Origin of the sequence: Rhodococcus sp. KBS0724, from assembly GCF_005938745.2 — a bacterium.
GTDB lineage: Bacteria > Actinomycetota > Actinomycetes > Mycobacteriales > Mycobacteriaceae > Rhodococcus_F.
Map to the genome: position 1 here is coordinate 132,262 of NZ_VCBX02000002.1, position 21,044 is coordinate 153,305.

A 21,044-nucleotide genomic window follows, 5' to 3' on the forward strand; every position below is an offset into this window, starting at 1 on the left:
TATCGTTCGCGCCCACCTGATGACGGCCGTGAGTGACATGCTGGCATGAAACTCTCATGGTCCCATCGACTCAATCGCGCAAATTGCGCCGATGAAACAGATCAATCTTCTGGTCTTGCAGCTGTTTTCAGGTCCGATCGGAACTGTTCACATCAAGTAAGCTGCGATACTCTTCTACTCGATCGAGCACCACATCGAACGAGGGCGCATCCACGCCGTAGTAGAGGCCCCGCATCGCTTTCTCATGCTCCACCCGCAGCACCCCCGAATGTCTCCACTCGCGGGAAAAGATTTCCGAGGCCGCGAATCCCCCTACCGGAGGTTCCTCATCCGGCAGCGGATAGGCCTGCGAGACGACGATGCAGTCACGAACGATCGCACGAGCGGTCTCCTTGTCGGACAACAACTCCAGCACGGTGTGGTCACCGAGCAACGCCCACACGTCGTAGAGTTGCCGTCCGATCCTCGACCACCCATCGGCCTGTCCCCTACCGCCGCGGGTTCGTGCCACGAAATTGTTCATACGCAACAATTTTTCGATCAACGTCCGGCCCGGATGCAACATCCGCACCTCAAAACTTGCCAGATCCGGATACGCCGCGATCGGCACACCCGCAGCCTCGAGTTCACGTCCGAGCAGACTGGTCACCGGCATCACCTGTGTCGGTGTCGGTCCCCCTGCCTGACCGAACTCGAGCATGATGCGGGTCGGATCGGCGATCCCCATCGTGTCCAACTCCGGAGCGAGAGGCACTTCGATATAGACCTTGCGCCAAAAGCTGTCGTCGGTGCCCTCGGCCCCTTTCTCTCCGCCGGAACCGTTTTCAGGTTTGAGCGCGACCGCACCGGGAATTGCGTCCGCTGCAGCCTCACACATGCGTTTCAATGCTCGTTCGGTTGCCCGCTTGTTGCCGTACCGGCCGGTGACCAACAAGTCGAGATCTTCGGAAAACCGTTGCACGAGACGCATCTTCTCCAGGCTGGTGCCGCCCTTGAAGACGAGGTCATCGGCGGCATGCGAAACAACAGCGCGCAGTGCCTCGCACACCCAGTAGTCCTTGGCGACCGCCAACTCCGAAATGTTCAACTTCGATGCCGCCGCAGCTACTGTCTGAGAAAAAATCGACTCATTCTCGTTCCGCCACAACATGACCGGGCGCGAACTCACTTCTCGTGCTCGAAATCGAGGGCACGAGCAGCAGTCCGTTTGTCCGCCGGCGGGATCCGCGCCGACAACCGATCCCGCCCACAACTCGTCAACATCGCCCGCAACCGAGCACGGGTGACGCCTGGCTCCGTGACCGCAGCGACCGCCAACTTCTCTGGGCGTACCGACTCGGATCCGAGCACCTCGAGCAACCGGTTCCACGACAACTGCGCACTGAGTTCACTGACCGACAGATCACCGAGCACTTCCAAAAAAGCCACCTCGAGACCCGTCAGATCCGCCTTGGCACGACCCGGCCGCGCCGAACGCGTCAAAAATTTCACCGTCGACGTTCCCGCTGGCGCCCTACCGGGCACCGCGATTTGCCGGAACCTGGGAACCTGGGTCGACAACCGCAACGCGCTTGCCGCCGACAGCCCCGCAGGACCGACACCCTTCATATCGCCCACCAGCTCGGCCACCACCGCGGAGTCCGGCGGCGGACTCATACCCAACGGCGTCTTCACCCCACGCCAGTACACGCCGCGCCGCACCGGAATCAATTCACCCTCGCGGACAAGATTGGAGAGCACGTTGCTGATTGTCTTCGACGTTCCGGGGAGTTCGTCATGGTGCCAAAACCGTTCCGCCGAGCCCAACACTCGAGCGCGCGCAGAACCCGGTCTCACCTGGCGCTGCGGAACCTGAGATTCCACCGCTGCTGAAACCATCATCCATCCCACCTCCGGCAATCCCCTATTATAGGCGAACTTGCAGATCAAGCTGAACAATGTGACACGAGAAGCTCCCGAGAAGGGCCTTCGGACGAGAACTGCGCGCCGCACTCCCCTATCTTCACGAACAGCGAGCCACAGCCGACGAGAAACGACACAAGGAAATCGGTACCCGCGACGCGGATAACGCATCCCTACACAGCTATGTCATCGTCATCGCATGGAGACCCGATACCAACGCACCAACGTGTGGCCGACACCAAAATTCTGTGCTCACTATGTGAAGTGAGATCAACACCCTGACACCGGCGCCGAAATCCATCAACCGCTGGCAACAGCGCCTAGTCTCGAAATCAGTCTCACCACCGAATTCGCTAGTCAGTTAAAAAGAAGGGCCACGCATGACCACTCACGCACACGCCCGGCGGACTCCACGACCACAAACCCCTTGCGCGAAACCATCCGACATCCATTCCCGACTCGCGACCGGTGCCCGCACCATCATCGTCGACGCCGATCAACTGTTCGAACTCGACGACACACACTTCACCACCGCGAAACAAGCCTGGACGATGCGCATCACCGGCATTTCCCAGGTGAAAATCAACCTCACGAAGAAACTCCCCCCACGAGTCACGATCGTCGCCTCAGACTCATCAATAGTTCAGGTCACCGGCTTTACTGAACTCCACGCCTACACAAATGCCACAGTGGACGCTTTCGATAATTGCAGGGTCACCGGCCACAACAACTCGACCATCAACGCCTGCGACAAGGCCGAGGTCAACGCCATGGAGAACACAATGGTCAACGCCTACGACATGGCGACAGTTCATGCCACCGGGAATGCGGTCGTCCACGCCGCGGACAAGACGAAAGTGTTCCTCCACGACAATGCTGTCGCCACAGCCGTGCGCGGAGTCACCGTTTTGGGTCCCAGTCGACACAACGTCACCGTCCGCCCGTGAAATTCTCGCAGATTGCCCGCAGCTTCAGCGGAAACTGAGTTCCACCCGATTCTCTCGATACACGACCGTGGATTCACCGCACTTCGGGCAAATCTCACCGACGACGCGCGAATCGACTATCGAATCCAAGTCGGCTGTTGCCGAACAACTTCGCAAACGCGCCTGGATGCCTGCTGCACTGCCCCAAGTGCAGCGCTGCACTTTCTAGCAGCACAATGCGCGAGTCGGCCAAGAACAGGTGCACGGACACTCTTGGACGCACACCCTGGCATGTGCCGAAACAGCAGAGAATCAGGCACACAATTTCCTTGCAGGGTGTCATGCCTCGTCGGATTACCTCCACAGCCGTGGCTTGCCATTGGCACTCCTTAACCGACGAAAATCCCCCACCTCCAAGAGGTGGGAAACTTTCGTCATGTCTAGGCCTCAAGTTTTAGTCCTCGCTCCACTGGTTATGCCTTCTCGTGCGGCGGCAAGTTCTCGAGCGGGGCCGCCGCAGTGGGTCCACCTCCCGTGCGGTCACAGCCGGAGTTGGACGAAGGGGAAAGTGCATCGCGTCGGACCGATGCGTACCCACCGGCGCTGCGCTCACAGGTCTAGCGTCGGTGGGTCCCGCCGACCAAGCCCCACCCCGACGATCGGGACAGGCGTAGGAAACAAATGCAGGGGCTGGTTTCGAATTCGATGCCACTGGTTGGATAACTACGGTCGCGCGGCGTTGCAGAACAGTCCCTGGCTACACGCGATGAATGAGGGCGATATCGGACGCGAGTTTTCGCTTCGTCTGGCCTGCCTGTCGGTCGTCATTCACCGGAACTGGGCTCACCTGGTCTCCGCCCGGCACGCCCGCTCTGTCCTCACCTGAATCCGTGAAGCGCTCGATCTCGGTGCTGGATGAGCGGGATGGGCGCAAGTTTTCTTGCACCTTGGCACTCACAATTGCATGTCTGCAAGCAGGCGCTGCTGCACGCATATTTGCGGTCGTTCATGCGCGCATACTTGCACGCATAGGTGCTTGTATACATGCACGCATAGATGCGGGCATGTATGCGTGCGTACTCAAAGGCATGAATGCGCTGGTCGCGACCGGCACGGCTGGACGATGGGTTCAGGAGAATTGCTGCATCGTGGTGACATGACCACCCCTCCCCCATCGTGTCCCTTAACCGACATTCGTTAGCTGGCGTCCTTGAGGGACGAGCGGACGGCTTTCTTTCGCCTCGTCGATCCACCGATAGATGGTGGATGGGGACCGGTCGACGGCTGCTGCGATGTCTGTCATCGACGATCCACTCGCGTTCAGGGCAAGTGCATACTCTTTTCTGTCCTCATTTGAAGCGAATTTCTTGATTTCGGACTCTGAGAGCTCTTCTGGCGCATTGAAGTCTTCTTTGGATGGATCGGTCGAGGGATCCCCCGTTACTTCCTCCTCGTTCGCCTCAGGGATAGCCGGCAGAGGGATTGCTGTTTCATTTTTGCTGGCGATCAAGGAGGGAGTGGGATGTGGTCGTGATCGACGAGCCAGAATCGTCAGTCCATGGGATGAGAACAGCAGGGCTACCGGTGCGATGGTTGCGATGACAGCGGCCAACCATGGATTGAATCCTGGCGCGTGGTTGGTATACGCGTGCAGTGCGTTGCCGAAGATGCTGGCGGTCGCGGAGAAGATCAGCACTATCCAGAAGAAGCGACGATCGCTTCTCCCCTTCTCCCCTGGCGCGTCAGCAAGCCAGACGACCGAAATTGTGGCTTGCAGAATGGCGCCGTCGAGCAGGATTGCGAACAACCATGAGAGCTCTCTAGGTTGTCCGACTTGCGTGAAGAGGTCCCACAAGGCCGCGAAGCTGAGTACGAATGAGGCCACCGTGATGACTCCAGTGAGCACTACAGCGCTCCAGAACGGCGCTCGACTGGGACTGGTGGTGGCCTCGTCCCGCGCAGAATTGTCGGTTTGATCGTCGTTCTGGGTGCTGCCGGCTGCGCTATCTGAGTGGAGCGAGTTCCGAAATGGAGGCACTGTGCCGTCCTCTCTTATGTCGGTTGTGGTGCGATTCGTATGGTTTCGCAGATACGAAATGTGAGAAGTCGAGCGAAAAGGCAGGGGAGACCAGACGGTGCTCAGTCCCACTGCGGCACTCGCAGCTCTCGCAAATGGTGGTTCGTGGCGGTTTTCGGCGATCGATCGTGCGATTATCCGTGAGCGGATTGCGAAATTTTGCGGCTTCGGACGAGCTAGTTGAGCTGAGAATATCCCATCATTTTCGCATCTCAGTTCGCGGTAACCGCTGGTAGAAGACGTTTCTTGCTGAGATGGATCGCAGCGTTTTCGCATCTCTGCGGTGCTGGCAATTCTGCAAGATTTCGTTCCCAAATGCAAGAACAAACACAAGCAAGCAAGAATGCTTGCAAGCTTGCGCGCATCATCACGTGCATCTGTTCGTGCATTGTTTCACGCACACATGCTTGCATATTTGCTGTCATGCAAGCATGAACAAGTGCTCGCAAACATGTAATTAAACAAACCAGCAAGTTTGCATGCTTCTACGCATGTATAGATGCTCGCATGTATGCGTGAAAGCTTGCTCACTTGTTTGCACGCATTCATGTTTGCAATTTTGCTTCAAATTTTACAAGCAACTTTGCGCGCAAATTTGCTTTCATGTGTGCGTGCAATAACGCATGTTTAATTGCTTGCAAACTTGCCAACACCAAAGCATGTTTACTTGCATGTGCGAATGCGCGCATACTTGCACTCATACACGCAAGCGTGCGCGCATCGATACGTGCATGCTTGCATAGTTGCTAGCAAGTGTTCATGCGAGTATGGTTGCGTGCATGAGAGCGCGCAGCCGTGCATGCGCGACCGCGCGCAAGAACCGGTACGACGATTTCGAGAAGACATCCATTTCCAGAAAATCACCGGCCGCCCCAATGACTCTGACTTCACGCTGATGTTCGCAGCCGTTGATCGGCAAGTGATCCCAGCACCCGCCGTCGATACCGAAAGTGAGGTGCGGGCATGACCTCGCACAGACAAGCACGCGTACTTGCGATCGCACTCCAGAAGGGCGGCGTCGGAAAGACGACGACAGCTACCAACCTCGCCGTCGAGTTGACCCTCCTCGGACTCAAAGTCCTCCTGATCGATCTGGATCAACAGGCGAACGCAACGCAGGGACTCGGAATCGAACTCGGCAGCGACGACGCCACCATGTACGAGGTACTCCACGAAGACCGCTCGGAGCGTGTCGCTCTCACCGAAGTCATCAAGGCCAGCACACACGGACCGGACGTTGCCCCCGGCGACCTTGCACTGCGCAAGCTCGAACGAACCGGCCTCGGTGCCGGAGGGCAAGCCCGGTTGGCACGTGAACTCGACGCATTGACCGGTTACGACATCGTCGTCATCGACTGCCCACCGTCTTTGGGGGAGTTGACCACTGCAGCCATCGCAGCAGCGGACAGTGTCCTCGCCACCGTCTCACCAGGCGCAGACGAACTCAAAGCCCTCGTCGGGCTGGGAAACACAGTGCTCGATGTTCAGGAAGGACTGAACGCCGACGTCGACATCCATTTCGTGCTCGTGACGAACTTCGACGGACGCACCCAGCTCGCAAAGGACGTTCGCAAGAACCTACGACGCGACTGGCCGGACGAGTACCTCGGCGAGATCTCCCAAACCATCCGCGTGGGTGAGGCAACAGCGAAACAGATCCCGGTCTCGCTCCATGCCCCCAGCAGCACCGCAGCCGGCGACTACAAGAGAACAGCACGACAGATCGCTGAGAGGATGAAGATCAATGTCTAATTCGCCCGGAATCGGGTCTACCAGCACTCGACCATCCCGCGCGCAGCGCAGAGAAGAAGCAGCCAGGGTACTTCCGGAGCCTGCGCCCCGGGAAGTCGCTCAGCAACCCACTCAGGTGCCCGCTCCGGCTGCAGCACGCCAAGCTCCTGCGGCCACCACAAGCCTGGAACCGAAGCGTGGCCCCGCCAAGGAACCACTCAATACCCGGATCCTGGTGAACACCTCCAAGCGCCTCAACTGGTTCACCAGCAAGCACGGATACGCGGTCACTCAGGTCGTCGACGTCGCACTGCAAGAGTTCCTGGACCGAAACAACGTCCCGGACGTCGACGCAAACGGGGAAATCACCGAATAGCTCACGGTGGGGGAGCGAAGGCAGGGGAACGAGCCAGTCGCCCAGTTCGACCGCGACGACACGATTCCAACCGAAGAACTCCCTCCTCGAGAAGAACTCGACACGATTCCGACCCGATATCCACCGAAGCCGACACCCATGAGCGAAGTACGCGATCAAAACCGCACAGACAACCAGGAAGGGGAGTGGCCATGACCTAGTCAGGTTGACGGCCCAGCATCCAACAACGCGGCGTAATAGGCCTCGTCCGGAGGGTTCGCAGCGTCCTCGACAACTGCATAGAGATCAAGAGGCAAATCAGGTGGGGTACGGGCATCTTCCCGCGCAGCAAGCCACTCACGCCAGACGATGCGCTCAGCCCGGTGCCTAACGACCCGCTCACGCACTGCCGTTGCCAATCCGTGCAAATGCGCAATCGTGTCCAGATCGACCGAACCTAGAACAATCTGGTTGTTTTCCACAGCGATCAGACCGGCAACACGAAGATCCAGCAATGTTTCGTAGCCACTGGTTCGACCGATTGAAGCTGCCGCGAGTACATCTTCGATGGTCAAGGGTGCTGCCGATGAAGCAACGACGTCATAGACAGCCTTGTGCCGCCATCCGATCACGCTCCAAGCTGGATGTACTGATTCAATCTGCAACTCCTGCCTGGAGAACTCAACCTCGTCGTTCGATCCCTCGCTCCCCGCCGTGACAAGCGCGTAACGATCCGGATTTTGGCCCATTCCTCGTTCGATCAGAAGCAATGGAGAACCTGGAGTTTCCCTAAGACGCCCCAGTATCGACCAGACCGTTGACTCCGGAAGCAGCCCCGCTGCAATTGAGAGCGATCGCCCACCTACACCGACAACGGGCACACCATCGACCTCATGTCCTGAGACCGCGGCAGACCAGGCAAGCGCCTGAATGACCGCATAGGTCGTCCATCTGTCTTTCCGACCTTGGTATTCACGGGTGACCCAGTTGCTTGCAGTCGTAAGCCACTTCCGTAAAGCCGGACTGTGAGTCCCCCCTGTGTGCTTTATCTTGTGCCCGGTATCCCGGACAGGTTCTGGAAGGGACGATGCGACCCACTTAAGTGACTGAAGAGCGTCCCGGAGTATGGCCTGATCCGGATTGGCATAGTGAACGTACGCAGCCCGTAGACCAGCCCACTCTGACGTGTATGAGCGAGCAACAACGTTGGCCGGCGTGGCTCCGATCAGGATCTCGTGAGTAACGACCGATTGACGAGCCTCGGAACGAGATGGCCATCTCGTTGTATCGAGCCGACCTGTCTCAGCGAACAAAGTCACCGAATCAGGCGGTGTTGACGCGGCACGGCAGAAACTCGGATGCAGACGCACATGATCGCCGGCACCGATAATTCGGTCGCTCACGTGTGATGCGTGGATTTCAGCCTGGACTCCACTTGTACGCGCATTCGGAGTCGGGATACCGCCGAGCAGGGCAGCGAGACGGGGCAAAGTTTCTGGGTCGGATCTAACGGCAAAGGAGTCCACTGCTGTGGCTAGATCTTCGACAAGCCGGCGATGACCGCCTTCGCGGCATGCCGATCCAGGAACAGTGATGCAGCCCGTCGCTGCATTCGTCATGGGAGTGATGTCCAGCGTGGGCAGCCTCACAGCGAGCTGGTCCAACAGCGAGCGAAGCTCATTGACAGCGATCGATCTCCCCGGTGCCAACGGGACCAAGACGTGCCGACCGCCACTGCTCGACACATCGACCACCGCACGGCCGCCACATTCCCCAAGCCACGTCAAAACCCGGGCGACATCCTCAACAACCGCCCCGTGACCATGGTGTTTAGCGTCGAAATCGAGTGCAATGACCGCAGCTCTACCACGCAAGAACAACGGGACAGCCGCCGGCACAACGGGAAGTTTCGTCGTCAAAGGACGTGCCGACACGAAGCCTTGCCGCGCCACGTCATAGAGCCGCATCGACCGACGAGCAGCAAGCAGTGGAGCAAGACGGGACCATATGCGGTCCGGCGTCGACTCAATCAAGCCGACACGAACGGTAGATCCTGTACCAATTTCAGGGCGCGATGTACCCTGAGACATGTCCGCCAAGACAGTCCCTTCGGGGAAGTGCAACACGAGTCGCGAGCTAGTCACTCGTTACTTTCGAAAAACCCTCGGTTATCCGGGGGTTTTTCCTTTTTCACGTGCTGCATAAATTCAGTTGAATGCCTGCTCCTACGGTCAAGTGCGGAGCAGTTACAAGTGCAGTCCAGCTATGCAGTCAGAGGAAGTACCCCCTGGTCATGTCCACGATTGAGTTCAAGCGCGAGATCCTCACGATCACTGGCGATCGCGATCAGGTCAGCCACGTACTGGCTCAGAGATGTAGCGCCTGCCGAACTCCGCTGTGTCTTGAGTGTCTCGATCAGCTCTGACGGGAGTCGGACAGTCAGTGACGTCCGGTCACCCTTACTGGGCATCGGCATGGCACGGCCTCCTTCTGTCTGGCAATAATACGTTCCGAACCTTGTGCACCATCCTGAACCAGAATCAGCTTCGGGCGCCGCTGACACGCCGCACCCATTCGAAGAAATTCCACAAACGCGACAAGTATCAGCTGCGCCCTACGCCGGTGGCACCTCGAATCGGGGGGGGGGTGGGGCACGTCGGCGGGGCGTCGCTCCATCACGTGGTTGGTTGGAAAGCCTGTGAGAGCCAAGAGAAACGTATACGGCACCGGGCGCCATATACCAGTTTCCGTCCGGTAACACGTACTTGATAGGTCAAACACTGCGGTGGGTTTCCGCAGGCTCGGAAAGCGGAAGCGAAATGCCTGTTGGGAGGATCGCGGCGCCGTCACCTCCGGCACCACTGCCAACGACGAGCCGTGGCAGTACTACGACCTCGGGCACGGGTATTGCACCTACACCTTCTTCGAACAATGCCCACACAGGATGGCGTGCGCCCGCTGTGACTTCCACGCCCCCAAGGCATCCGGCAAAGCGCAGCTGCTCGAAGACAGGACAACCTGCAGCGCATACTCATCGCGATCCCACTCAACGATGACGAACGCGCAGCCGTCGAGGACGGCCAGCGCGCCCTCGACAACCTCCTCGACCGGCTGATCGACGTCCGGACACCGACCGGCACGACGCCACGCGAAATCGAGGTTCCGGCGACGAGGTTCCGGTGACCGCGACCCTGCTTCGGATCGTTTCCGTCAGCCAGAGCAGACGAGAATGTCCTTACCCATTCAGATTCCACGTAACTATCAAGATGCTCAGACGTCAAATGTACGGACGAGCTGGTTTCGACCTACTCCGCAAACGAATACTCCTCAGCAACTGACACATTCAAAATCGATCACGGAAAGTGGGCCAGAACCCGAGGACGTACAGTCTTGACGGTGGCCCGGCCCGGTGCAGGCTGGTCGGGGGTCGACAGCCCTGGGTTCGGTCTCCACTGTGTGGTTGTTGGTGGGGCAGTTCGTCTCTAGATGTGATGCAAATACTTTGGGGCAGAGCCGGATTGCTCCGGCTGCCGGTCATCCCTTCGCCTGGCCAGTGGCGGGCATGGAACGGTGCGGTGGCAACACGTGGGGTCAATCAAGCAGGCGACCTCGCCGAGAGTTGGGGTCATGACAAGGCCTCGTCAACTTAACTACGCCGTGAGTAAGGGATGATCGTCCGATGAGTTGTGGAGACGGGACGCTGGCGGATGCGGTGCGGTTGCTGTGCAAATGGCACCGCTATCCCGCTGAGATTATCGCGCACTCCGTGTGGCTGTACTACCGGTTCACCTTGAGCTTGCGCGACGTCGAGGAGTTGATGCTCGCTCGCGGCATCGTCGTCTCGCACGAGACGATCCGCACATGGTGGGCCAAGTTCGGGCCCGAATACGCGCATGGCCTCCGCCGACGCGCTCCCCAACCCGGCGACAAATGGTATCTCGACGAGGTGTTCGTCAAGATCCGCCGTAAACGGCACTACACTACCTGTGGCGTGCGGTCGATAGGAGGGGAGCGTCCTCGACATCCTTGTCCAGTCTCGACGTAACGCGACGGCGGCGAAACGTTTCTTTGACAAGCTGATGCGCAAACAGGGCCGGGTGACGAGGGTGCTGGTCACCGACAAGCTAGCCAGTTACGTTGTGGCTCATCGGGAGTTGATGCCATCGGCCCAGCACCGGCGCTCGAAGTACCTCAACAACCGGGCCGAGAACTCCCACCAACCCACCGGGCAGCGCGAACGGGTGATGAAATTCTTCCGCTCACCGGGTGCAGCGCAACGGTTCTTGGCGGCGTTCAGCCTGATCTCGCCGCACTTTCGGCCCGGCCGGCACAAGCACCGCGAGCGATTACCGCTCCGAAATGACCGACCGATTCGCCACCTGGAACGACGTCACCCGTAGACCAGCCGCTGTCTGAACCCGGTTTCCCGCCAACAGAATCCATCCATATTCTCCCGAATGCTGTTGATCTCCAGTCGTGTTCCGTTAAGTTGACAGAGCCGGTCGGCCAAAGTCTCGCTCGATAACCAGCACCCGGAACCAATTGAGCACACAATACGGAGACCGCTCTCCGATCCGAGCTACCACGCATGACTCGCCCGTGGACACCCACGGTAGAACTGCGTTCGACTCCGGTCCAGGGTTCGCTCGGAGTGTTTTCAAACAAACTGCGAAGGTCCGACCTGGCGACGAGGTAGAGACCTTGCGGTGATGTGAGAGATAGGTAGGCGCCCAGGTAGTTCGGTGGATACGCCGAGGTTCACGTCGATGACAGGTTCAGGGGTACCTACATCGGAGATAGCGGCGATGATGACTCTCGTGGATCGATTGGAGAATTGTCAGTACCTGCTGGCACGAGCATGGCTTACAGGTGACGACGATGCAGTTCGGAGGTTCTCGGAGTATCGGCTCATTTTGGCTAGGTTGTTGGCATCAATTTTATGCCTGGCCACCGTTGGAGTGGCCCACCCCCCGGCGGACGTCAGTTGGAAGGGCAGGTCATCCGCGGCAGACTTCTCGATACGCGGAGCGTCGCTGCACCTGAAAGTCTTGCCAGGATCTGGGCAGATCTTCAGGCCGAATGCGCCGAGGCGTGCGGGGTGAATGTGGTCGGAGATCCCAACTGGCGGCACACCTGCACCTAAATGTCTCGAATCTCGATGGGGCTGATCCGGCTGCTCGCCGCGCGCATGTTTGCGTGCAGTGATGCGCGCATCGTTGTTTTCGAGGCTGCGAACTACCAATTCTGGGGTGAACCGAGATGTGTTCGGTATGTCAAGCAGGCTTTTCGAGTTCTCGAGAGGATATCGACGCGAACCAACTCCTCCTGCGCCCCGGCCCGGGGAGTTGATGGATTCCTGAACCGACATTACTGGGTTCGGATTGACTGTGAGCGTGGATGTTTCGTGCGCAGTAAGGTTTTCGCTGTGCGAGCCCGAATTCTTACCACGGGCGTGTCGTCGACCGGTGTGGGGAGAGAGTTGCAGGTGGCTCATTATAGAGGGTGAAGCGCAGAGGGACTCGCATCTCGAGGCCAGGGATGGCGGTGTGTACGTAGCTCGAGAAACTATGTCACGAAATACGAATGCCGAGTTGGGGTGGGTTTGCCAGCAAAGTGCGATGAACAACCTTCGGTCGACTGGACCTGCAATCATCCTGACATACCAACGAACGTCATCTGCCAGGTGCACGCACCGGACGCTGATGCGCGGCCGGTTGGGTGCAGATCATGTTGGTGTGGTGAGGGTTTGAACTTCTGAACTGTAGTGACTTCGCGTCCTTGTCGATTATTTGTGTGAGTGAGTCTGATCGACTCCTAGCAGGTTCGCAGGCACCGCAGTGGGATATGCGCTAGAATTATGTACATGACAACTCTTCCGGTGGCTGACGCCAGGGCACAACTGTCCCGTCTCGTCGACGAGGCAGAGCGCACGCATGAACGGTTCGAGATCACTCGCAATGGACACCGGGCCGCAGTGCTTCTCGGTGCTGACGATTACGACGCGCTTCGTGAGACGATCGCTGTGCTGGCCGATGAATCGCTGCTGGCGGACCATCTGACCGGCATCGCCGACGTCGAGGCCGGCGAGACTCTCGACGCTGCAGGTCTTGCCGAGTTCCTGGGCAAGACCGAGGAGTGAGCACCTCGATCGAGCCCTACACTCTGGCTGTGGCTCGCTCCGCCGCGCGTTCACTGAAGCAAACCTTGCCGGAGAAGGTTGCGGCAGCGGTGTACGAATTCATTACCGGACCGCTACTTGAGAACCCACGCAGAGTCGGCAAGGTGCTCGTACCGCCTCTGGCGCCGGCCTATTCGGCCCGCCGTGGTTCTTATCGGGTGCTGTATCTGATCGACGAGCGCTCCCGCCGGGTCACTGTCACGGCGGTCTCACATCGCGCAGATGTTTACCGCACCTGAACCGGACCGCGAAGAAGCAGTGGCCGGCGCATGTGAGATGCCCTTTTCCGAATCGGCACCAGGGAACCTCACCCGTAACTGTGGGACCCGAATTGAATCCCGCTGCGGTACCATCTTGGTATGAGTACGCAGATCGCGGTACGGTTACCCGACGAGATGGTGGCCTTTCTCGATGGTGAAGTGAGCAGTCACCGTGCGTCCTCGCGCGCAGCATTGGTGCTGCGTGCTCTGGAGCGTGAACGCCGCAGACAGATCGCCGCTCGGGATGCTGAGATTCTCGCTCAGGTGCCAGATCAGGATGATATGGATTCCCTGGCTGCGTATGCCGAAGATGTGTCGGCGGACCTGATCTGATGCGACCGATCCACGAAGCGAAGCTGGACAAAATTCGTCCCGTCCTCGTACTGACCCGAGAGTTGGTGCGCCCGCACTTGACCCGCGTGACAGTTGCGCCGATAACGACCACTATCCTCGGATTATCCACCGAGGTGGCGGTGGGCCGAGTGAACGGACTCGACGGCGATTCGGTGATCAATTGTGACAGCATCACGACCATCCCGGTGAGTGCGCTCGGCCTGGGAATCGGCTATTTCTTTCCGGCGCAAGAGGAATCGCTGTCAGAGGCGATTCGCGCCGCATTCGATCTCGAATGACGACCACGAGGACGGCAAGGGGTCGAATATGGCAATGAAGAAGGGCGAGCAGTTCGCTCTGTTCGACGTCGATGTACCCGTGCCAGCACCGATGAATCAGGAGGCTTCCGAACCACAACAGCCTGCACTCTTCGATCTTGTCGACGCCACGTCGCCCGAGCAGAATGCCGAATCAGCTGACGAGGTAGTCGAATCCACGAACCACGATGCCGCGGTGGAGGGTTCGGGCGTTGATGTCTCGGTACCTGCACACGATGAATCTCCTTCCTTCTCGCTGCCTCCGGCGGGGGAGAGTGCTGACGGGCACGCTGTCATCGTGACGGCCGCTGGGACGTACACACCGTCTGGGCAGGTGCTCACCGGGCCGGTCGATTCGGTCGAGAAGCTCGACAAACTGATCCGCTGGGCGGCGCTGACACCTCTCGGGGCTCCGGCACAGATCTGGGTCGTCGGAATCGATGCCTGTGAGATGCTCGGCTGGGTCATCGACCCGGGCAGCGAAGACGACGTCGACGACATGGAAGTTCTCCGCACCCGCGCCGCTGCCGAGTTGACCGGTGTTCTTCAAGCCACGCTGAATCCGATGCTGACCGCCGGATGGGAACTGCGCGGCGATCCCGGCCACGTCGTGCATCTTTCGCGGACGACGGGAAAGTTCACGTCGATGGTCGATATCGTCATCGAACCGTATGTGTGGACGTACTGGAACAAGGATTTCGGGTGGGGCAACCGAGTGGGGGACATGGGGATCCTCGGATCACCCACCGCCGGCACCTATCTCCCCGACGACGACCTACCCGCAGCCCGCGAACTCGGGCGCCGGCTGGCGTGGTGCGCAACCCATCTCGGTGTTCTCCCCGGCCCTACTCCCGCTCGCACCGGCGCGGCTGTGCTCGACAAGATCAAACGCGAACGGACCCGCAGCGGCAAAGGCATCGTCGTCACTGCCGCCGGTCCGGTGCCACCCCTCGATGGTGAGCATCGCGGTGATCTCGAGCCTGCAGTCGGGTGGACGAGGGTTCCCGACCGGGAAGAACTCGACGATGCCACTGTGCTGGTGTCGATCGATCAACGCGCCGCATACCTCGCCTCTGCCGGGATGCTCGACTTCGGTTACGGAAAACCACGACACCTCGGCGACGATGACGCACGGGCCGCGGCAGCGGCTTCGAAAACTCCGTTCGGGCTCTGGCACGTCACTCTGCCGGCGGGGAACATGCTCGCCCTCCCGGAGAAGATGCCGTTGCCGCACCCTCACATGCTTAGCGATCAACCCGTGCACACGTGGGTGACGTCGGTCAGCCTCGACGCACTGCAGGCTCCTGTCGCGGACGGTGGTATCGGTGCCGAACTCGACGACCTCGACATCACCGAAGCCTGGGTGTACCCGGAACAAGGCCGGGTGCTGGACAAGTGGGCAAGAATTCTGCGGGAAGCCCGCAAAGTCGCTGTCGATACCGATGATGCGGCGATGAAGCGGTTTCTCGGCGCTTGCTACAAGGGGTACATCGGCCGCATGGTCAACCCCGACATGTGGACTGCGAAACAGATGCAACACCATCACCAGCCGCTGTGGCGGGCAGCGATCATCGCGCACTGCCGCTGGCGGGGCCGCCGCGTCGCGATGCGCATCGCTAGGGAAACCGGCCGCTGGCCCCTGCGTACCGTCACCGACTCCTGGGTTTACCCCTTGCCCGATGGTGTCGATCTCGCGGACGAGAGTGATGCGTTGGGCAAGATGACCCTCGAAAAACATGCCGCTCTCACCGAAGACCTGGCGACCGCACTCACCGACGCCCGCGATACTCACGAGATCAATCTCGCGATCAAGGCAGTCTTTACCGACGGCGACGTTTCCGACGGCAATGTTGTCGACGAGGATGAAGGAAACAACTAGTGGCACTGCATCTTCCGAAGCCACGATCAAAGCAACCCGCACAGAAAACCGTCGGATTGGACGGGCTCAAGGTGTCGGTGTCCACTGCGGCGACGAGTGGGATCGAAAAATCGAAAACCGTCAAAAGTGGTGGTCTGGCGGGGTTGACCAGCAAAGTGTCCGTCCGGCAGATCCGCACGGAAATCGGTAACGACGGACTCCGCCAAGCAGCGATCGATGCCGGCCGGACGCCGCCGTCGGATCGAACGCTGCGACGGTGGGCGCAACAAGGACGTATCCCGCATCCGGAGGTGTTCGAGCGTGCTCAACGCCGGGCGGCGATCGAGCGTCTCGGCGGAATCGATGCCGTCGCGCAGAAGATCGGGCGTTCTCGCTCTGCGGTGTCGCGGTATCGGTCGGGGGAGACGAACGAGTTGCGTGCCGATGCGAAGAAGAAACTCAAAAACGTCAAAGCCCACGACATTATGGACCGCGCTGGTGTGCTGCGTCCGGACGGGCAACCGAAGAAAGCGACCATCCGGGTGCGTGGGGGAGTGTCCGTCCGTAACGGCTCCGAGGAAGGGTACGACTATCGGGTGCGTACCTTGGATTTCGCGAATTCGGACAGCCCGTTCAGTGTCGAGGAAACCCGTGAACTCGCCGCAGCACTCGCGAACGACGACAATGCCCGCGTCGTGGCGATCCTCGAACGCCACGCCACGATGGACTATCCGGAGAACAAGGGCTTCGACCAATACAGTGATGCCTTCGGATTCCACTTCGATTCGATCGAATCCGTCCACATCGACTGGACATAGATAAGGCGTCAACCAGAGATGCCTCGATGTGTATCAAGTGGCATTTCTGGTCCGAATTCGGCGAGCGTCAATCCGCCTCGTGCATGTTGCGATCGCTGCCTGTGATTCTTCCGGTTGGTCCAGGCGATGATGAGCAGGCGCAGGTCCCACGCGGGTTGGAGTCAGGTGAGTTGGTTGAGGAAGTTCTTTCTACAACAGCGACCAGAACGATTCCATCGCCGCGTTGTCACTGTCTTGACCGGCTAATCACAGTTGAGGGAACTTCGTTGTTGGGCAGAATGGTTCATCGTCGTAGTCACGAATCACTTTCAGCCGCCATGGTCGGGCCCCGACGACGGAACATCCGGAAATTGGGCGAATTCCTGGACAGCAAGCTCGACAACGGTAGCGGAGCGGCCGAGCCCATTCCACCTGTGGTCAAGCTGGCCCGAGGAACATGGCGTCGCCCCTGACTGGGATATGCCGATCGACTGGCCGATGTCACCAACTCGGTATCGAGGCAGGAGACACAAACAATCATGATCGTCATCGGAATCGACACGCACAAGCGCACCCACACCGCCGTCGCCACCGATCAGGCGTGGCTACAGCTATCGACGAAAACCGTTGGCACAACAAGTAAAGACCACTTCGCGCTACTGCAATGGGCGAGAAGGGAAAACGATGATCGCATCTGGGCGATCGAGGATTGTCGGCACCTGAGCCGACGACTCAAGCTAGATCTGCTAGATCTGATCGCCGCCGGAGAACGGGTGGTGCGAGTACCACTGTAGTTGATAGCCCACGCCCGAGACTCGGCCCGCAGCTATTGAGTTGCTCATGGACGCTCGCGGGGTCGAGGTGTCGTACGCGATGATCCGCGCTTGGTGCGTCCGGTTCAGGCCCGAATTCGCCCGCCGGCCACGTCGCAGTCAGCTGCAGGCCGAGGGCAAGTGGCACCTTGATGAGGTGTTCGTCAAGATCGGTGGAGTCCAGGAGTACTTGTGGAGGGCAGTCGATCAGTACGGCAACGTCCTCGACATATTGATCCAGTCCAAGCGAGACAGTGAGGCTGCGACCAGGTTCTTCAGGAAACTACTGAAGAAACAAGGCCGTCGACTGTAGGTGCTGGTCACCGACAAGCTTCGCAGCTACCAGGTTGCGCATCGGAAGACGATGTTGACAACTGAGCACCGGAAACAAATATTTGAACAATCGGTGCGAGAACTCCCATCAACCGACAGGGTAACGTGAACGCGCAATGGAAGGGTTCCGCTCAGTCGGCTCAGCGCAACTGATTCCGGCCTCATTTAGCCGCATCTCCCCGCACTTCCGCCCGCCCCGTCACCGGATGAACACCACCGACTACCGCACCGAACTTGTCATTAGGTTCCAGGTATGGAATCGGGTTACCGAAATGACCGTCGCCGCCTGAACGACTGCTCAGTGTTATGGCCCATTGCGCTCCAAAAGTGCTGCATCCCCAACAGATTGAAAATATCTGGAAGATACTTCGACATGATCGCTATGTGGGACGAGACTTCAAGGTCGAAGCAACTGGCCAACGCCATGGACGTGGTTCGGCACCATGCATCTACAGCTTGCGTCGGCGTGCCGAGATCGGGGCCAATTTGCATCCCACATCATTCCCGCTCTTCCGGCCGGTGATACGGGACGCATCGCGGGTACTGAAGTCGTACCCGGCAGTGGTCAGCGATCGGAGTTCAGTGGCCGGAAGAGCGGGAATGCGTTCCCGCGCTGACGTTTTACGATCCGGCGGGACCCGAGAACGAAATTTCCATCCCGAGTGCACCTTTGCCGAGGGACTGGGCCATTTGTTCGGTTTTTAATGCCATCACGTTACCGCCGACGATGTCGCGGAAGATTCGTTCGAGTGCACGGCCCTTAACATAAGCGTGGGCCCCGCAGACGCGCATCGATGCCTGTGCGACTTCCTCGCTCATGCGGCGCAGGTGATAGGTCAGCCTCGTCAGTTCTTGCGTGAAGTCCTCCGCTCGGTCCCGTTGAGTCGACAGTTTTGCGATGAAGTCGTAGAGCAATGCGTCGCCGGTCCCGATCCAATGGTCCATGTGGCCGATTTCGATCTGTGCCCATGCCTGATCAGAACGCATACCCTCGTTGGTAATCTTCGCGCCGGGAACTGCATTGAATCCGTAACGCTTGCTGGAATATTCGACAGTGAAGTCGAACGCAGCTCGGGCGAGCCCGAGCCATATCCCTAACAGTCCGAGCACTCCGGCGCGATGATCCTGAGTATTGGTGGGGCCGGTTGAGCGTGCTGAGGCAGCCCGGTATTCGGCTGGAGAGGTAATCAGCGCTTGGCTTTTGGGAATCAAGACATCGGTAAATGACACGTCGTGGCTTGCGGTAGCTCGCAAACCCATGGCATCCCAGTTGCCCATGACCTTGACGCCGGGTGCGTCGATCTTGGGTAGAGCCAACACGATCTGTGCATCCTCGCCATCGATGCCTTCGAGAGCGCCTACGGCCATGACGTACGAGGCAGCGTCGCTCATGGTGCCGAAGCCAGACTTCCCGTTCGCGACGAGTTGATCACCGGTGTCGACGAATCGGAAACCGGCTGGACGTGTATCGAGTTCGGCGAGGGGAACCGAGCCCGGAAAGCACATGAGGGAGCCGTTCTTGGCGATGTCGTCGAGCACAGTGTCGCGATGTGCGAAGCTCGGCGCGAACACCAATGCATCGGTGTTCAGCACATGCATGTTAATCGCTACCGCGGTCGAGCCGTCCCCATACGCGAGCTCCTCCATTATACGAGTGCGGGCCTCTGGGCTGACTCCTAGGCCGCCGCGCTCGACTGGTAGCCCCATCCCAGGAATTCCGAGCTCCTTGAGCGCACTCATGTTCTCGGCGGAGAGGGCGCCTTCTCTGTCGAGCCTTGCGGCGCGGTCGGTGAATGGTCCTCGTGACAAGGTTCTGATCTCCGCGAGCAGTTGAAGCTCGGTTGGTGTCATTGTTTCTCCTGATGTTGGGGTTATTGGAAGCGCCGACACGCAAGATTAATCGTTTAATGTTGGATTCGTCAACGATGTACCAGATGATCAAACAAGGGTGGCTCGGTTACGAATGGAGGCGAAAACTGTTCGGCGAGTGCGGATATTGCCTACGGCTTCGTCCGTGACGAACCTGGGGCACAGACTTATCTGTCATCACGACTCAGCGCGTGAATCCGGTGGGCGGGAGACAAGTAGGCTGCAGATCGTGAATGGTGAGGATCACACACTGAAGAAGCCGGTCACCCTGCGTGCCGTCGCCCAGAAGGCCGGCGTTTCGATCGCAACGGTGTCCAAGGCTCTGAACGGGTTACACGTGTCGGCAGTGAACTATGCCCGTGTCCACAGGGCGGCCGAGTCTTTGGGATATACCCCCAATGTCGGGGCACGTGGTCTCAGGGGTGCACGAACAATGTCGATCGGTGTGGTTATCAATTTCGATGTGCATCCTGGTATCGAGTTGATGACTCTGATCGACAAGACGGTCGAGGACATGGAACGCGGTGGTTACGGCGTGCTGTTGGCGACATCCCGGCCGGGTGGAACCGATGTCGACAGTCTGTTGCGTCGGATGTTCGAGCGGCGGGTTGACGGCCTCTTCTATTGGAATGCGCAGCCTGCCAAGTCGTTGATGCTCTACCGAGAAGCCGGGATACCAGTCTTGGCAGTCGCATTCCGGAGTCCGGAATGTAGTGACCTTCCGTTGATCTCGGCCGACAGCCGTCAGGCGTATACCGATCTCTTCAGCACGCTTCACGATCTCGGTCATCGAATGGTCGTCGATCTCAGTGGTGAGATATCTTCTCGTGGACATGAGGTTGGGGCACGCGCCCGGTCGATCGAGTATCAGCGACTCGATATCGGATTCGAGCGAGAAGATGTCCGTAGATTAGTGCGTTCCATTGCCGGACGTCCCCTCGGTCCGACTGCGGTGATCGCGCCCTACCCGACAGCGCTACAAGTGCTGTCGGTATGTGATGAACTCGACGTGGTAATACCCGACGAACTGTCCCTGGTTTCGGTCATGGATTCCGAGGCGACCTCGCTACTGCGGGTTCCATTGTCCGCGATGAGCATGGATTATCAGTCATTGGGATCAGCAGCGTCGCAGGCGATGCTGGACAAACTCGCCGGCGGCGAAATCCGCGACATCGTTCTGTCGGAAGCAGTCGAGCTGATCCAACGTAGTTCGATCGGACCAGCACCACGCCGACCATGAGAGCGGTTGCGCCACCGTTGCGTTTCGCGCTCGAACATCGGGGTTCATCGAAATCA

18 protein-coding genes and 1 pseudogene are annotated in these 21,044 nt (G+C 59.1%); 13 read left to right on the top strand and 6 right to left on the bottom strand.

Going from position 1 to position 21,044, the window contains the following annotated elements; all coding sequences use genetic code 11:
• Positions 1–127: 127 nt before the first annotated feature.
• Both FFI94_RS31530 and FFI94_RS31535 read right to left on the bottom strand, forming a co-directional pair.
• Entirely contained in the window at positions 128–1,087 is a 960-nt protein-coding gene (locus tag FFI94_RS31530; RefSeq protein ID WP_185993466.1) for a nucleotidyl transferase AbiEii/AbiGii toxin family protein, read from the bottom strand.
• Between the two features lie 77 nt (positions 1,088–1,164).
• Positions 1,165–1,881, bottom strand: a complete 717-nt coding sequence (locus FFI94_RS31535) for a hypothetical protein (protein ID WP_138873849.1) — start codon at positions 1,879–1,881, stop codon at positions 1,165–1,167.
• 401 nt (positions 1,882–2,282) lie between these two features.
• Here FFI94_RS31535 and FFI94_RS31540 point away from each other — a divergent pair, with 401 nt between their 5' ends.
• On the top strand, positions 2,283–2,849 hold the full coding sequence (locus FFI94_RS31540) for a hypothetical protein (protein WP_138873850.1): 567 nt from the start codon (positions 2,283–2,285) through the stop codon (positions 2,847–2,849).
• Between the two features lie 1,162 nt (positions 2,850–4,011).
• Here the strand turns inward: FFI94_RS31540 and FFI94_RS34475 are convergent.
• Positions 4,012–4,734: a DUF2637 domain-containing protein gene (locus tag FFI94_RS34475; RefSeq protein WP_260684550.1), complete on the bottom strand. Its 723-nt coding sequence runs from the start codon at positions 4,732–4,734 to the stop codon at positions 4,012–4,014.
• Positions 4,735–5,868: 1,134 nt separating this feature from the next.
• Between FFI94_RS34475 and FFI94_RS31550 the strand changes: the two genes are divergently transcribed.
• Positions 5,869–6,657, top strand: coding sequence for a ParA family protein (locus FFI94_RS31550; protein WP_054781245.1), 789 nt, complete (start codon positions 5,869–5,871; stop codon positions 6,655–6,657).
• The gene (locus FFI94_RS34480) at positions 6,650–7,012 is read left to right on the top strand and encodes a hypothetical protein (protein ID WP_260684551.1); all 363 of its coding nucleotides are present in this window, start codon (positions 6,650–6,652) and stop codon (positions 7,010–7,012) included. The genes FFI94_RS31550 and FFI94_RS34480 overlap by 8 nt, the downstream gene beginning before the upstream one ends.
• 200 nt (positions 7,013–7,212) lie before the next feature.
• Here FFI94_RS34480 and FFI94_RS31560 read toward each other — a convergent pair whose 3' ends face one another.
• Positions 7,213–7,740 (bottom strand): hypothetical protein, encoded by a 528-nt coding sequence (locus FFI94_RS31560; RefSeq protein WP_144298311.1) that lies wholly within the window; start codon positions 7,738–7,740, stop codon positions 7,213–7,215.
• Positions 7,741–9,254: 1,514 nt separating this feature from the next.
• Positions 9,255–9,467, bottom strand: coding sequence for a hypothetical protein (locus FFI94_RS31565; RefSeq protein WP_138873853.1), 213 nt, complete (start codon positions 9,465–9,467; stop codon positions 9,255–9,257).
• Positions 9,468–10,670: 1,203 nt separating this feature from the next.
• On the opposite strand from FFI94_RS31565, the pseudogene FFI94_RS31575 reads away from it, so the two are divergent.
• The 9 genes and pseudogenes from FFI94_RS31575 (at position 10,671) to FFI94_RS34075 (ending at position 17,859) form a co-directional block, all read left to right on the top strand.
• Positions 10,671–11,407: pseudogene (locus FFI94_RS31575) on the top strand (IS6 family transposase).
• 1,447 nt (positions 11,408–12,854) lie between these two features.
• Positions 12,855–13,130 (top strand): type II toxin-antitoxin system Phd/YefM family antitoxin, encoded by a 276-nt coding sequence (locus FFI94_RS31585; protein WP_260684552.1) that lies wholly within the window; start codon positions 12,855–12,857, stop codon positions 13,128–13,130.
• Between the two features lie 29 nt (positions 13,131–13,159).
• Entirely contained in the window at positions 13,160–13,408 is a 249-nt protein-coding gene (locus tag FFI94_RS31590; RefSeq protein WP_138873856.1) for a type II toxin-antitoxin system RelE/ParE family toxin, read from the top strand.
• A 120-nt stretch (positions 13,409–13,528) separates the two neighbouring features.
• Positions 13,529–13,762, top strand: coding sequence for a YlcI/YnfO family protein (locus FFI94_RS31595; RefSeq protein ID WP_138873857.1), 234 nt, complete (start codon positions 13,529–13,531; stop codon positions 13,760–13,762).
• Positions 13,762–14,061, top strand: a complete 300-nt coding sequence (locus FFI94_RS31600; RefSeq protein ID WP_138873858.1) for a type II toxin-antitoxin system PemK/MazF family toxin — start codon at positions 13,762–13,764, stop codon at positions 14,059–14,061. Before FFI94_RS31595 ends, FFI94_RS31600 begins: the two co-directional genes overlap by 1 nt.
• A gap of 28 nt (positions 14,062–14,089) precedes the next feature.
• A complete protein-coding gene (locus tag FFI94_RS31605) occupies positions 14,090–15,958 on the top strand; it encodes a hypothetical protein (RefSeq protein WP_138873859.1) in 1,869 nt (622 codons plus the stop codon).
• Complete coding sequence (locus FFI94_RS31610) at positions 15,958–16,755, top strand: hypothetical protein (protein WP_138873860.1); 798 nt, start codon at positions 15,958–15,960, stop codon at positions 16,753–16,755. Before FFI94_RS31605 ends, FFI94_RS31610 begins: the two co-directional genes overlap by 1 nt.
• 518 nt (positions 16,756–17,273) lie before the next feature.
• The gene (locus tag FFI94_RS31615) at positions 17,274–17,528 is read left to right on the top strand and encodes a hypothetical protein (protein WP_185993468.1); all 255 of its coding nucleotides are present in this window, start codon (positions 17,274–17,276) and stop codon (positions 17,526–17,528) included.
• A gap of 46 nt (positions 17,529–17,574) precedes the next feature.
• The gene (locus FFI94_RS34075; RefSeq protein WP_221937814.1) at positions 17,575–17,859 is read left to right on the top strand and encodes a DDE-type integrase/transposase/recombinase; all 285 of its coding nucleotides are present in this window, start codon (positions 17,575–17,577) and stop codon (positions 17,857–17,859) included.
• 641 nt (positions 17,860–18,500) lie between these two features.
• On the opposite strand, the gene FFI94_RS31625 is transcribed toward FFI94_RS34075, so the two are convergent.
• A complete protein-coding gene (locus FFI94_RS31625; protein WP_138873861.1) occupies positions 18,501–19,730 on the bottom strand; it encodes an acyl-CoA dehydrogenase family protein in 1,230 nt (409 codons plus the stop codon).
• 247 nt (positions 19,731–19,977) lie between these two features.
• On the opposite strand from FFI94_RS31625, the gene FFI94_RS31630 reads away from it, so the two are divergent.
• On the top strand, positions 19,978–20,988 hold the full coding sequence (locus FFI94_RS31630; protein WP_185993469.1) for a LacI family DNA-binding transcriptional regulator: 1,011 nt from the start codon (positions 19,978–19,980) through the stop codon (positions 20,986–20,988).
• Positions 20,989–21,044: the final 56 nt, after the last annotated feature.